The organism is Paracoccus yibinensis (assembly GCF_030846195.1).
GTDB classification, from domain to species: domain Bacteria; phylum Pseudomonadota; class Alphaproteobacteria; order Rhodobacterales; family Rhodobacteraceae; genus Paracoccus; species Paracoccus yibinensis.
Map to the genome: position 1 here is coordinate 316248 of NZ_JAVCWH010000002.1, position 13064 is coordinate 329311.

General features: G+C 66.0%; 12 protein-coding genes. 8 read left to right on the forward strand and 4 right to left on the reverse strand.

Annotation, left to right across the window (positions count from 1 at the left end; translation table 11 throughout):
• Positions 1-4 precede the first annotated feature (4 nt).
• Both RAH32_RS05165 and RAH32_RS05170 read right to left on the reverse strand, forming a co-directional pair.
• Positions 5-1522 carry a glycerol-3-phosphate dehydrogenase gene (locus RAH32_RS05165; RefSeq protein ID WP_306605766.1) on the reverse strand — a complete coding sequence of 506 codons (1518 nt, stop codon included), beginning with the start codon at positions 1520-1522 and terminating at the stop codon, positions 5-7.
• Complete coding sequence (locus RAH32_RS05170; protein ID WP_306605768.1) at positions 1519-3090, reverse strand: FGGY-family carbohydrate kinase; 1572 nt, start codon at positions 3088-3090, stop codon at positions 1519-1521. The genes RAH32_RS05165 and RAH32_RS05170 overlap by 4 nt, the downstream gene beginning before the upstream one ends.
• A 209-nt stretch (positions 3091-3299) precedes the next feature.
• On the opposite strand from RAH32_RS05170, the gene RAH32_RS05175 reads away from it, so the two are divergent.
• From RAH32_RS05175 to RAH32_RS05190, 4 genes are all read left to right on the forward strand, one after another.
• The gene (locus RAH32_RS05175; RefSeq protein ID WP_306605770.1) at positions 3300-3977 is read left to right on the forward strand and encodes a DUF2291 family protein; all 678 of its coding nucleotides are present in this window, start codon (positions 3300-3302) and stop codon (positions 3975-3977) included.
• Positions 3974-5506 (forward strand): sugar ABC transporter ATP-binding protein, encoded by a 1533-nt coding sequence (locus tag RAH32_RS05180; protein WP_306605772.1) that lies wholly within the window; start codon positions 3974-3976, stop codon positions 5504-5506. The genes RAH32_RS05175 and RAH32_RS05180 overlap by 4 nt, the downstream gene beginning before the upstream one ends.
• Positions 5507-5530: 24 nt before the next feature.
• A complete protein-coding gene (locus RAH32_RS05185; protein ID WP_103171527.1) occupies positions 5531-6562 on the forward strand; it encodes an ABC transporter permease in 1032 nt (343 codons plus the stop codon).
• Between the two features lie 88 nt (positions 6563-6650).
• The gene (locus RAH32_RS05190; protein WP_306605776.1) at positions 6651-7598 is read left to right on the forward strand and encodes a D-ribose ABC transporter substrate-binding protein; all 948 of its coding nucleotides are present in this window, start codon (positions 6651-6653) and stop codon (positions 7596-7598) included.
• A gap of 49 nt (positions 7599-7647) precedes the next feature.
• Here the strand turns inward: RAH32_RS05190 and trxB are convergent, their stop codons facing one another.
• Entirely contained in the window at positions 7648-8670 is a 1023-nt protein-coding gene (trxB, locus tag RAH32_RS05195; RefSeq protein ID WP_306605778.1) for a thioredoxin-disulfide reductase, read from the reverse strand.
• A 118-nt stretch (positions 8671-8788) separates the two neighbouring features.
• Here trxB and RAH32_RS05200 point away from each other — a divergent pair, with 118 nt between their 5' ends.
• Positions 8789-9289, forward strand: a complete 501-nt coding sequence (locus RAH32_RS05200) for an Lrp/AsnC family transcriptional regulator (protein ID WP_306605779.1) — start codon at positions 8789-8791, stop codon at positions 9287-9289.
• A gap of 51 nt (positions 9290-9340) precedes the next feature.
• Here RAH32_RS05200 and gshB read toward each other — a convergent pair whose 3' ends face one another.
• Positions 9341-10288: a glutathione synthase gene (gshB, locus tag RAH32_RS05205; protein ID WP_306605780.1), complete on the reverse strand. Its 948-nt coding sequence runs from the start codon at positions 10286-10288 to the stop codon at positions 9341-9343.
• 169 nt (positions 10289-10457) lie between these two features.
• Between gshB and fabA the strand changes: the two genes are divergently transcribed.
• From fabA to RAH32_RS05220, 3 genes are read left to right on the forward strand one after another with little or no spacing between them, the layout of a single operon-like run.
• Entirely contained in the window at positions 10458-10967 is a 510-nt protein-coding gene (gene fabA, locus RAH32_RS05210; protein ID WP_306605782.1) for a bifunctional 3-hydroxydecanoyl-ACP dehydratase/trans-2-decenoyl-ACP isomerase, read from the forward strand.
• A gap of 35 nt (positions 10968-11002) precedes the next feature.
• A complete protein-coding gene (gene fabB, locus RAH32_RS05215; RefSeq protein ID WP_306605784.1) occupies positions 11003-12232 on the forward strand; it encodes a beta-ketoacyl-ACP synthase I in 1230 nt (409 codons plus the stop codon).
• A gap of 12 nt (positions 12233-12244) precedes the next feature.
• Entirely contained in the window at positions 12245-13033 is a 789-nt protein-coding gene (locus RAH32_RS05220) for an enoyl-ACP reductase FabI (protein ID WP_306605786.1), read from the forward strand.
• Positions 13034-13064: the final 31 nt, after the last annotated feature.

Below are 13064 nucleotides of genomic sequence, written 5' to 3' on the forward strand. Positions count from 1 at the left end.
GGGATCAGGCCGCCTGCGCCAGGTCAGACCCGTCGAACCACGCCGCAAAGGCCTGCTGTTCGTCGGGCGTCAGGTGCAGGTAATGCTTGGTGCGCCGCGTCAGGATGTCGTCTGCCGTCTGCGCCCATTCCTTCGCGACCAGATAGCGGGCCTCGGCTTCATAGAGCGTCCCGCCGAAATGGCGCCCCAGACCCTCCATGGTCATCGCGCCGGCCACGACATCCCTGATCCGCGCGCCGTAAAGGCGGGCGTAATGAACGATCAGCGGGCGCGGCATCCAGGGATGCAGTTCGCGTTGCAATTCCAGGAAGGATTCGAAATCGGCATTGGCGATCTCTCCGCCCGGCAGGGGGGCGGTTTCGGTCCAGTCGGGACCCATCTTCGGGAAAATGCCGTTCAGCTTGTGCATCCCGCGTTCGGCCAGTTCGCGATAGGTGGTGATCTTGCCGCCGAAGATGTTCAGAAGCGGTGCGCCGCCGGTCGTGTCCAGGTCAAAGACATAGTCCCGCGTCACGGCGGACGGGTTGCCCTTGCCGTCATCGAACAAAGGCCGCACGCCCGAAAAGGCGTGCAGCACGTCCGAGCGGCGCAGCTTTTCCTTGAAATAACGGTTCACGGCGGCCAGCAGATAGTCGATTTCCTCAGCCGCGACGGCCACATCCTCGGCCCGGCCCTCATAGGCCACGTCGGTGGTGCCGATCAGCGCCTTGTCGCCTTCATAGGGATTGACGAAGATCACCCGCTTGTCGTGGTTCTGGACCAGATAGGCCTGCTGGCCCGACCACCATTTCGGCACGATGATGTGGCTGCCCTTGACCAGCCGCACCTTGCGGGACGAATTCGAGCCTGCGACGTTGTTGATGATGTCGCTGACCCAGGGGCCTGCGCAGTTGACGATGCAGCGGGCGCGGAATGTGCGGATTTCGCCCGTCATCTCGTTGCGGGCCTGCACGGTCCAGGCGCCGTTTTCGCGGCGGGCGGAGATGCAGGGGCTGCGGGTGAGGACCTCGGCGCCCTTTTCGGCCGCGCCGACCGCGTTCAGGATCACCAGCCGAGAATCGTCCACCCAGCAGTCGCTGTATTCGAAGCCCTTGTGATACTGGTTCAGCAGCGGCGCGCCCTCGGGGTCGCGGCGCAGATCCAGCGTGCGGGTGCCGGGCAGCTTCTTGCGGCCGCCCAGGTTGTCGTAAAGGAACAGGCCCAGCCGGACCAGCCAGGCCGGGCGGTCCTGCGGCGAATGGGGCAGCACGAAGCGCATCGGCCAGATGATGTGCGGCGCGGCGTTCAGCAGGACCTCGCGTTCGATCAGCGCCTCTCGCACCAGGCGGAATTCGTAATATTCGAGGTAGCGCAGGCCCCCATGGACCAGCTTGCCCGACCGAGAGGACGTGCCCTGGGCCAGGTCGTCCTTTTCGCACAGCACGACCTTCAGGCCCCGGCCCGCCGCGTCGCGGGCCACGCCCGCGCCGTTGATGCCGCCGCCAATGACGAAAAGGTCGATCATGTCGGTTTGAGAGGTCATAAGCAGTGTCCTTTCAGGGAACGGGCCGCGGCAAGCGCGTCCCAGGCGGGCGGCAAGGCCCGGCGCGAAGCGGTGAAGGCGTGAAACAGCGCGTCATAGGCCGCAACAAGCGCGGGGTCGGGCAGTTCCGCCCGGCCCAGCAACGGCGTCACCCATTCGGCGATGCAGGCGTCCATGTCGGGATAGGCGCCGATGGCCACGGCGGCCATCATGGCGGCGCCCGCAGCCCCGGCCTCGTCGCGGTCCGACACGCGGACGGGGGCGTTCAGGCTGGCCGACAGGATCCCGCGCAAGCCGCGCGACCGGGCGGCGCCGCCGGTCAGGCGCAACTCGCCAGGCAGCGGCCCCATCGCGGCATAGCAGTCGCGCATGGCCATGCCCAGGCCTTCGGCCACGGCGCGGATCAGGTCGGGGTATCGATGGCCGGCCGACAGCCCGACAAAGCCCGCCCGCGCGTCGGCATTGACGAAGGGGCCGCGTTCCCCCGCGTCCGAGATATAGGGGTGATAAACGATCTGGCCGGGGGTGGATTGCGCCAGCCAGCCTTCGATCTGGGCGACCAGATCGCGATGGGTCACCGGTTGGCCCATGTCCGACATGATGCCGGCGGCGATCCCCAGCACCCAGTCCAGGTTCAGCGTCGCCGCCATGTTGGTCTGGACCTGCGTGACGATGCCGGGGACCGGCAGGCAGATGACATAGCCCGTGCCCTCGTCGTTCAGATGCACGTTCTCGGCACGAACCGCGCGCAAATGCACGCCCGTGGATCCCACCGTCGAGCAGGCCACGTCGCCCGCAGCCCCGCCATAGACGCCCGCGCCAAGCGCGGTCATCACCATGTCCACATAGCCCAGGACGACCGGCGTTCCCGCCAGCAGCCCGGTCTGGCGCGCGGCATTGTCCGTCAGCGGATGCGTCACCTGCGTGCCGTCGATGATGGGTGGCAGCAGGGAACGGCGATGCGTCAGGCCAAGCGCCTCGATCACCGCGTCGTCATAGGCGCGGGTGCGGAAATTGCCGAAGGTGAAGCTGGCTTCCGAGGGGTCGGTCGCCCGCACGCCGGTCAGGTTCAGGTAAAGCCAGTCCTTGCAATGAAGCGCGACCTCGGCCCCGTCCAGCAGGGCGGGCGCATGGGCATCCATATGCGCCATCTGGCTGCCCTGCTGGCAGGTGTTCAACCCGGTGCCCGTCGCCTCGAACCGGACGCGGTTCGCGGGACCGCCCGCAAGACGTGCCACCGTGGGCGCGGCGCGGGCGTCCAGCCACAGCCAGGCATCCGCCACCGGCCCGTCGCGGCCCACCAGCCATGTGCCGTCGCCCTGCGCCGTCACCGACAGCGCGGCGGTGCGTGCCGCCAGACCGTCCACCTTGGCGCCAAGCCCGCGCAGCGCCGCCGTGCAATCGTCCCAGGTCTGCGCCAGCGATTGCGTGACCGCGCCATTCAAGCCCGAATGATAGCGATTGGGCACGGATGCCGCCGCGATCTGCCTTCCCCCCAGGTCGAAGGCCACCGCCTTGATGACCGAGGTTCCGGCGTCGATGCCGATCAGGATGTCACGGCCCGACATGGCCAGAACCCTTGTGCGTCATAGCGATCCCCCTGGCGCGGCATGGCACGCCTTGTGAAAATCATACATGACCGACTGGCGGTCGGAAATGCATTTTTTTGCAGACACAGAAATTATTTTCAGTTACGTTGGCCTTCAAGGTGGAGACTGCCGATCCACGCGATCCCGGATCGCGGGACCGGACAGGCAAGGACAAGGGGGAACCGCAGATGCCCGTGAAGCAGGCCGTGGATTCGATTCAAGGCGCAAGGGCGCCTCGGGCGCCCGCCCCGTCGCGGCGCGGGCTGTTGTTCGGCCTTGCCGCCGCCGCGGTGCTGGCCGGGGCGATCGCGTTCGATACCACGGTGGTTTCCATCGGCTCTGACGCGGATGTGCGTGCCCAGGCATTCTCGGCCGACGCTTATGGGCAGGAACAGTTCCCGCGCATCCAGGCCTTCGTGAAGGAAAAGGCGGTGGATGCCGCCACGCTGGCCCCTGCCGTTCTGGCCGACAAGGACGCGGCGGCGGAACAATACGGCGTGGCCTCATCCACCGGGGCGATCATGTTCGTGACGCTGACGGGCGTTGCCGGAGATGCGCGCTCGGGCGTCTATCCGCTGACCGTCGAGGGCGTGCCCGAGGACATCACCGTCCGCGTCCAGACCGGGCCTGCGATCAACGGCACCGATCTGCGCGACGCGCCGGGCGACATCGCATTCGGCGATTTCAAGAACCAGATCGAATACCAGGACGCCGGATCGGGCATCAACCGCGCGATGAAGGCCGCCGTCCTAGACGGGATCGACACCGCCAGCCTGACCGGAAAGACCGTCACCGTCACCGGTGCCTTCCGCCTGATCAACCCCAAGAACTGGATGATCACCCCGGTCGAGGTCGCGGTTCAATGACCCGGCAGACGGAAGGCAATCCCGACGCCCAGGAAGTCGTTCTGGCCGCGCGCAACGTCGCCAAGTCATACGGCAGCGTCCATGCGCTGAAGGGCGTGAACTTCGACATCCATCGCGGCCAGGTCACGACCCTGTTCGGCGAAAACGGTGCGGGCAAGTCCACGCTGATGAAGATCCTGTCCGGCGTGATCCAGCCCACCACCGGGCAGATCATCCTGGACGGCCAGCCCGTCCACTTCGCCAACGCGAACGACGCGCGCGACCGCGGCATTTCCATCATCCACCAGGAACTGTCGCTGGCCCCGAACCTGTCGGTGCGCGACAACATCTTCATGGGCCGCGAGCTGCGCGGCCCCATGGGCGTCGATTTCGCCGAGGAGGAACGCCAGGTCCGCCGCCTGATGGAGGAACTGGAGGAGGAGATCGACCCCCTGACCCCGGTCGAGGAACTGCGCCTGGGCCAGCAACAGATCGTGGAGATCGCCCGCGCCCTGTCGGTGGACAGCCGCATCCTGATCATGGACGAACCCACCAGTGCGCTTTCGGCATCAGAGGTCGAGGTGCTGTTCAAGGTCATCCGCGACCTGACCGCGCGGGGCGTCAGCATCGTCTATATCTCTCACCACCTGGAAGAAGCGCTGACGATCACCGATCATGCCGTGGTGCTGCGCGACGGGACCATGACGGCCTATGCGCCGCGCGCGGATATCGACCTGGAATGGATCGTCCGCAACATGGTGGGCGAGAATTACGACTTGGGCAGCCCGCCCGACAGCGCCAGGGGGCAGGTCGCCCTGTCGATCCGCAACCTGTCGGTGCCCGACCAGACCGGGCAGGATCTGGTGCGCAACCTGTCGCTGGACGTGAAGGCGGGCGAGATCGTCTGCATCTATGGCCTCATGGGCGCGGGGCGCACCGAGCTTCTGGAAACCTGCGCGGGACGGCTGCGCGCCAGCGGCGGAGAGATCGTGCTGGAAGGGCAGGAGATTTCCCACCTGCCCATCGGCGAACGCATCGCCCGCGGCCTGGCCCTGGTCCCCGAGGATCGCCAGCGCGACGGCCTGGTCCAGACCATGAGCGTGGGCCAGAACCTGTCGCTGGCATCCATCCGCAACTTCACGCGCGGGCTGTTCACCAGCAGCCGCACCGAACGCAGGCTGATCGACGACAGCATCCGCAGCGTCACGGTCAAGACCTCGGGCGGGGGCGCGCCCATTGGATCGCTGTCGGGGGGCAACCAGCAGAAGGTCGTGATCGGCAAGATGCTGGCCACCAACCCCAAGGTCATCATGCTGGACGAACCTTCGCGCGGCATCGACATCGGCGCCAAGGCCGAGGTCTTCCGCCTGCTGGCCGAAGGCGCCCGCCGGGGGCTTGCCGTCATCTATTCCACATCCGAGGTCAGCGAATGCCTGTCCATCGCGCATCGGATCATCGTCATGCACAAGGGCCGGATCTCGGCCGAATTCGATTCCACCGTTTCCAAGGAAAAGATCATGGCCGCCTCGGGCGAGTCCGTGGCTGCCTGATGGGCCGTTGAGCGAGGAAAACCTATGTCTGCCACCACCACCGCGCCCAAACAGGACGGCTTCAGCATCGGCCGCCTGCTGCTGGAAGGCCGCGCCTTTTTCGCCCTGATCGCGATCATCGCGGTCTTTTCCTTCCTGTCGCCGAACTATTTCACGGTGTCGAACTTCCTGATCATGTCGTCGCAGGTGGCGATCTATGGCATCCTGTCGGTGGGGATGCTGCTGGTGATCCTGAACGGCGGGATCGACCTGTCGGTCGGATCCATCCTCGCGCTCTGCGGGGTCTGCGCGGGCGCGATGATGCAGGGCGTCACGCTGGAATGGGCGGGGGTGATCCTTTACCCGCCGGTCTGGGCGGTGGTCGTGCTGACCATCGCCATCGGCGCGGCCGTGGGGGCGCTGAACGGCGTGCTGGTGGCCTTCTTCAAGGTGCCGCCCTTCGTCGCCACCCTGGGCGTGATGTATGTGGCGCGCGGGGTCGCGCTTCTGATGACGAACGGGCTGACCTACAACAACCTGCGCGGCCAGGAGGCCCTGGGCAATACCGGTTTCAACTGGCTGGGCTTCAACCGGCTGTGGGGGATCCCCATCAGCGTGATCGTGCTGGCCGTGGTGGCGGTGCTGGCGGGGCTGATGCTGTCGCGGTCGGCCTTTGGGCGCTGGCTTTATGCCTCGGGCGGGAACGAACGCGCGGCGGAACTGTCGGGCGTGCCGGTGCGGCTGGTCAAGATCACGGTCTATACCATCTCGGGGGCGCTGTCGGCGGTGGCGGGGCTGGTGCTGGCCTCGCAGCTGACATCGGCGGGGCCTACGGCGGGGACCACCTATGAACTGACGGCCATCGCGGCGGTGGTGATCGGGGGCGCGGCGCTGACCGGCGGGCGCGGCGGCGTGCGCGGCACGATGCTGGGCGCCTTCGTGATCGGCTTCCTGTCGGCGGGCCTCGTGATCATCGGCGTCAGTTCATACTGGCAGACGGTCTTCACCGGCGCGGTGATCGTGCTGGCCGTGCTGATGAACTCGATCCAATACGGGCGCGGCGGACGCAAGTCCTGACGGCCCACGACCTTCCCCGTCCGGCGCGGGACGCCGGGCGGAAAGCCTGCCTTCCGGCAGTGTAACAACCCAAAGGGGAGAGAGAGTAATGTTCACCATGACCCGCCGCGCGCTGCTTGCCGCCGCTGCCTCGCTGCCGCTGATGGCGGCCGCGGCCCAGGCCGAAGGGCTGATCACCATCATCGTCAACGACCCCGCGAACCCCTATTGGTTCACGGAAGGCGAGGTCGCCAAGAAGACGGCCGAGGAATTGGGCTATACCGCCAACGTGGCCGCGCACCGGGGCGACACCAACACCGAAAGCACCCTGGTCGATACCGCGATCACCAACAAGTCGGTCGCGCTGATCCTGGACCCGGCCAATGCCGACGGTTCCGTGGGCGCGGTGCAGAAGGCGGTGGACGCGGGTATCCCGGTCATCCTGATCAATGCCGAGATCAACCAGGAAGGCCTGGCCAAGGCGCAGCTTGTGTCGAACAACGCGCAGGGCGCGGCCCTTGGCGCACAGGCCTGGGTCGAGGCCGTGGGCGATGCCGGCAACTATGTCGAACTGTTCGGCGCGCCGTCCGACAACAACGCCCAGACCCGGTCGAACGGCTTCGAGACCGTGCTGACCCAGTACCCGGATCTGGTGAAGGTCGGCCAGGAAGTCGCCAACTGGGACCGCACCCAAGGCTATCAGAAGATGCAGTCGCTGCTGCAGGCCAACCCCGACATCATCGGCGTGATTTCGGGCAATGACGAAATGGCCCTGGGCGCCATCGCGGCGCTGAAGGAAGCCGGCAAGCTGGATCAGGTGAAGGTCGGCGGCTTCGACGGATCCCCCGACGCGGTCGCGGCGGTCAAGGCGGGGGAGATGCAGTACACCGTCCTGCAGCCCGTCGCCGTCTTCGCCGAGGAAGCCGTGCGCCAGGCCGACAACTTCATCAAGAACGGCACGACCGGCGCGGACACGGAAAAGCAGTTGTTCGATTGCATCCTGATCAACGCCGACAACGTGGACCAGATGACCGAGCCGTTCACCCTGTCGCAGTAAGACAGGACTTCAAGACGAAGGGGCGCGGATCACCGCGCCCCTTTTCCGTTCATCCGGCCATCTCGTCTTCGCGCCAGGCGTGGTCGGGGTCGGGCTGGCCCGCGTCATCATGTTCGGCCAGCCAGTTTTCCGCATCCAGCGCCGCCATGCAGCCCATGCCGGCGCTTGTGACCGCCTGGCGATAGACGTGGTCGGTCAGGTCGCCCGCCGCGAAGACGCCGGGGATCGAGGTGCGGGTGCTTCCCGGTTCGACCTTCACATAGCCGCCGTTGTGCAGTTCAAGCTGGTCCTTGACCAGTTCGCTGGCGGGCGCATGGCCGATGGCCACGAAAACGCCGTCCGCCGGAACCATGCGCGTGCTGCCGTCCACCGTCGACGTCAGGACCGCGCCCGTCACGCCCAGGGGCGTATCGGTGCCCTGCACTTCGGTCAGGGCGTGGTTCCAGATCACCTCGATCTTGGGGTGGTTGAACAGGCGCTGCTGCAGGATCTTCTCGGCGCGCAGGCTGTCGCGGCGGTGGACCAGCGTCACCTTGCTGGCGAACTTGGTCAGGAACAGCGCCTCCTCGACGGCAGTGTTGCCGCCGCCGATCACCACCACCTCTCGGTTGCGATAGAAGAAGCCGTCGCAGGTGGCGCAGGCGGAAACACCGAAGCCCTTGAACTTCTCCTCGGACGGCAGGCCCAGCCAGCGGGCCTGCGCGCCAGTGGCCAGGATCACCGCGTCGGCCGTGACGACGCGGCCGCTGTCGCAGGTGGCCGTGAAGGGGCGTTTCTGCAGGTCCAGCGAGGTCACCATGTCCACGACGATGTCGGCGCCCATGGCGCGGGCGTGTTCTTCCATCTTGACCATCAGCTCGGGGCCCTGGATCTCGGTCTCGCCCGGCCAGTTTTCCACTTCGGTGGTGATGGTCAGCTGCCCGCCGGGCTGCATCCCCTGGATCAGCATCGGATTGAGCATCGCGCGCGCGGCATAGACCGCGGCGGTATAGCCCGCCGGGCCAGAGCCAATGATCAGAAGTTTGACATGCGTGCTATCGGTCATCTTGCGCCCCATCCGGTGTTTGTGCATGAGGTAGTCCTTCCCACCGGAATTCGCAACGCGGGACGCGCCCAGAAAGAATGTTGCGCGCGTCATGCCTGCATTGTAGTTTCCGGCAACCTGCAAGACCCGATCGAGAAAGAGCAGCATGGCCGGCGCGAAACTGGACGACATCGACCGCAAGATTCTGGCCGAACTGCAGGCCGACGGCCGGATGACGAATGTCGAGCTGGCCCGCCGCGTGGGCATATCCGCGCCGCCCTGCCTGCGCCGCGTCCGCGCGCTTGAGGAAACCGGCTTCATTCGCGGATATCACGCCGACATCGACGCCCGTGAACTGGGGTTCGAAGTGCAGGTCTTTGCCATGGTGCGACTGGCCCAGCAGTCCGAACGCGACCTGTCGGCCTTCGAGACGCTGGTGCAGGGCTGGCCCCTGGTCCGCGAATGCCACATGCTAAACGGCGAGATCGACTTCATCCTGAAATGCGTTTCGCCGGATCTTTCGACCTTCCAGCGGTTCCTGACGCAGTCGCTGACGGCGGCGCCGAACGTCGCCAGCGTCAAGACCTCGCTGGTGATCCGGGCCGCCAAGGACCAGCCGGGGGTGCCCTTCGAGATCGTCGAGGAACGGGTGCGCGAGGCGGGGTGAAGGGCGGGGGCCAGCCCCCGCACCCCCGGGATATTTCAGCCAGAATGAAGATCAGCGCGCGGCGAGCCGCCGTTCGATCGCCTGCCAGATCGCCTCGGCCGCGTTGACGCCGTCGAAGCGTTCCAGTTCCTGGATGCCGGTGGGCGAGGTCACGTTGATTTCCGTCAGCCAGCCGTCAATCACGTCGATGCCGGTGAAGATCAGGCCCTTTTCGCGCAGGGTGGGACCGATCCGTTTGCAGATTTCGTATTCGCGATCAGTCAGGCCGATCTTTTCCGCGCGGCCGCCCACATGCATGTTCGACCGCGCCTCGCCCGTTTGCGGCACGCGGTTGATGGCGCCGACCGGCTCTCCATCCACCAAGATGATGCGCTTGTCGCCCTTGCTCACGGCATGGATGTATTTCTGCGCGATCATCGGTTCGCGGTTGATGCCGGCGAACAGTTCCAGCAGCGCCGACAGGTTGCGGTCGTCGGGGTCCAGGTGGAACACCCCTGCCCCGCCATTGCCGTAAAGCGGCTTGACGATGATGTCGCCGTGCCGGTCGCGGAAGGCCCGGATCGCCGAAGGGTCGCGGGCGATCATGGTGGGCGGCGTCAGGTCGGGGAAATCCAGCACCATCAGCTTTTCCGGGCAGTTCCTGACCCAGAAGGGATCGTTCACCACAAGTGTCTTCGGATGCACGCGGTCCAGAAGGTGCGTCGAGGTGACATAGGCCATGTCGAAGGGCGGATCCTGGCGCAGCCAGACGACGTCGAAGTCCGACAGGTCCACCTCGGCCCAGTCGCCGAAGGTGACGTGGTTGCCCTGTTCACGGCGCAGCGTCACAGGCCGGCCGCGCGCGATCACCCGGCCTTCGTCATAGCGCAGCTGATCGACGGTGTACTGGAACAGCCGGTGGCCGCGGACCTGGGCCTCCAGCCCGATGCGGAAGGTGCTGTCCCCGGTGATCGAGACGTGCTCGACCGGGTCCATCTGCAGGGCGACATACAGGCTCATGCGGTTCTCCTTGCGCGGGCTGGCAACGGTTGTCGCGCGCCGTCTTGCCGGATGCAAGCCGCCGTCGCCCCATCGCCCGCATTGACTTGCACCCGCGTTACCCCAAGTGATAGACAGCGCGTCAACTTGGACAGGGCGGGCGCGATCCCGCAGGAAAGGCACGAACCGCATGGCGATGGAGAAAACCAGCTTCGACCGCGACGACCTTCTGGCCTGCGCGCGGGGCGAGCTGTTCGGCCCCGGCAATGCGCAACTGCCCGAACCGCCGATGCTGATGATGGACCGCATCACGGACATCTCCGAGGACGGCGGCGCCCATGGCAAGGGCCATGTCGTGGCCGAGTTCGACATCACCCCCGACCTGTGGTTCTTCGCCTGCCATTTCCCCGGCAACCCGATCATGCCCGGCTGCCTGGGCCTGGACGGGCTGTGGCAGCTGACCGGCTTCAACCTGGGCTGGCGCGGCTGGCAGGGGCGCGGCTATGCCCTGGGCGTGGGCGAGGTCAAGCTGACCGGCATGGTCCGCCCGGACCGCAAGCTGCTGCGTTACCATGTGGATTTCACCAAGGCCGTGCAGACGCGGCGCCTGACCATGGGCGTGGCCGATGGCCGGGTCGAGGCGGATGGCGAAACCATCTACCAGGTCAAGGACATGAAGGTCGCGCTGTCGTCCAGCTGACGGCGGCCCACTGAACACATCAAGGAGGAAGGCCCATGCGACGCGTCGTCATCACCGGCCTTGGCATCGTCTCGCCCATCGGCAACAACGCAGGCGAGGTCACGGAAAGCCTGAAGGCGGGCCGTTCGGGCATCGTCTTCGCGCCCGAATATGCCGAACACGGCTTCCGTAGCCAGGTCCACGGCATGCCGCAGATCACGCTGGAAGACCACATCGACAAGCGCAACCTGCGCTTCATGGGTCCGGGCGCGGCCTACAACTTCATCGCCATGGAACAGGCGATCAAGGATTCGGGGCTTGAGGAAAGCGACGTGTCGAACCCGCGCACCGGCCTGATCATGGGATCAGGCGGGCCGTCGACCAGCAACTTCTTCCAGGCGCACCAGACGGTCATCGAAAAGGGCAGCCCCAAGCGCATGGGTCCCTTCATGGTCACGCGCTGCATGTCGTCCACCAACTCGGCCTGCCTTGCGACGCCCTTCCAGATCAAGGGCGTGAACTATTCCATCACCTCGGCCTGCGCGACGTCCGCGCATTGCATCGGCAACGGGGTCGAGCAGATCCAGATGGGCAAGCAGGACATCGTCTTCGCCGGCGGCGGCGAGGAACTGGACTGGACGCTGTCCTGCCTGTTCGACGCCATGGGCGCGATGTCTTCGAAATACAACGACACGCCCGAAACCGCCTCGCGCCCCTATGACGCGACGCGCGACGGCTTTGTCATCGCGGGCGGCGGCGGGGTCGTCGTGCTGGAGGAACTGTCCCACGCCCTGGCCCGCGGCGCGAAAATCTATGCCGAAGTCACCGGCTATGGCGCGACCAGCGACGGATACGACATGGTGGCTCCGTCCGGCGAGGGCGGCGAGCGGGCGATGCGCGTGGCGCTGGCGACCCTGCCCGAGGGGCGCAAGGTCAGCTATATCAACGCGCACGGCACCTCGACCCCGGTGGGCGACGTGGGCGAGGTCAAGGCCGTGCGCCGCATCTTCGGCGAGGGCAGCACGCCCCCGATCAGTTCCACCAAGTCGCTGACCGGGCATTCGCTGGGTGCGACCGGCGTGCACGAGGCGATCTACAGCCTGCTGATGTTGCAAAATGACTTCATTGCAGCATCTGCAAACGTGACCACTCTGGACCCCGACCTTTCGCCAAGCGAGATTGCGACAAGCCGGGTGGACAATGCCGGCCTTGATTCCGTGCTGTCGAACAGCTTCGGGTTCGGGGGAACGAACGCCACCCTGCTGATGTCGAAATATCAGGAATAGGTGGGGCCGGACATGGGCGATCTTCTTCAAGGCAAGCGCGGGCTTGTAATGGGGGTCGCCAATGACCACTCCATCGCCTGGGGCATCGCCAAGGCCGTCGCGGCCGAAGGTGCCGAACTGGCCTTTTCCTATCAGGGGGACGCTTTCGGCAAGCGGGTGCAGCCGCTGGCGGCATCGGTTGGATCGGATTTCCTGCTGGACGTGGATGTCACGGACGATGCATCGCTGGACGCGGCCTTTGCGGCCATCGCGGATCGCTGGGGCAAGCTGGACTTCGTGGTCCATGCGATCGCCTTTTCCAACAAGAACGAGTTGACCGGTCGGTTCATGAACACCAGCCGGGCGAACTTCAAGCACAGTCTTGAAATTTCCTGCTATTCTTTGATTGAGGTAGCTCGGCGCGCCCATCCGCTGATGTCAGCGGGCGGATCTCTGATCACGCTGACCTATGGCGGGTCGAACCGGGTGACGCCGTTCTATAACGTGATGGGGGTTGCCAAGGCGGCGCTGGAATCCACCGTGCGCTATCTGGCCAACGACCTGGGGCCGGACCGGATTCGCGTCAACGCCATCAGCCCTGGCCCGATGAAGACGCTGGCGGGTGCCGCGATCGGCGGGGCGCGCAAGACCTTCCGCCACACCGAGGCCAACGCTCCCTTGCGGAAGAACGCCACGCTGGAGGCCATCGGCGGCACCGCCGTCTGGATGCTGTCGGACTGGGGCGCCTGCACCACCGGGGAAATCGTGCTGGTCGATGGCGGCTATCATGTGCTGGGAATGCCGCAGAGCGAGAACTTGTAAGGTCGCGCCGGGGGACTTCACGTCCCCCGGA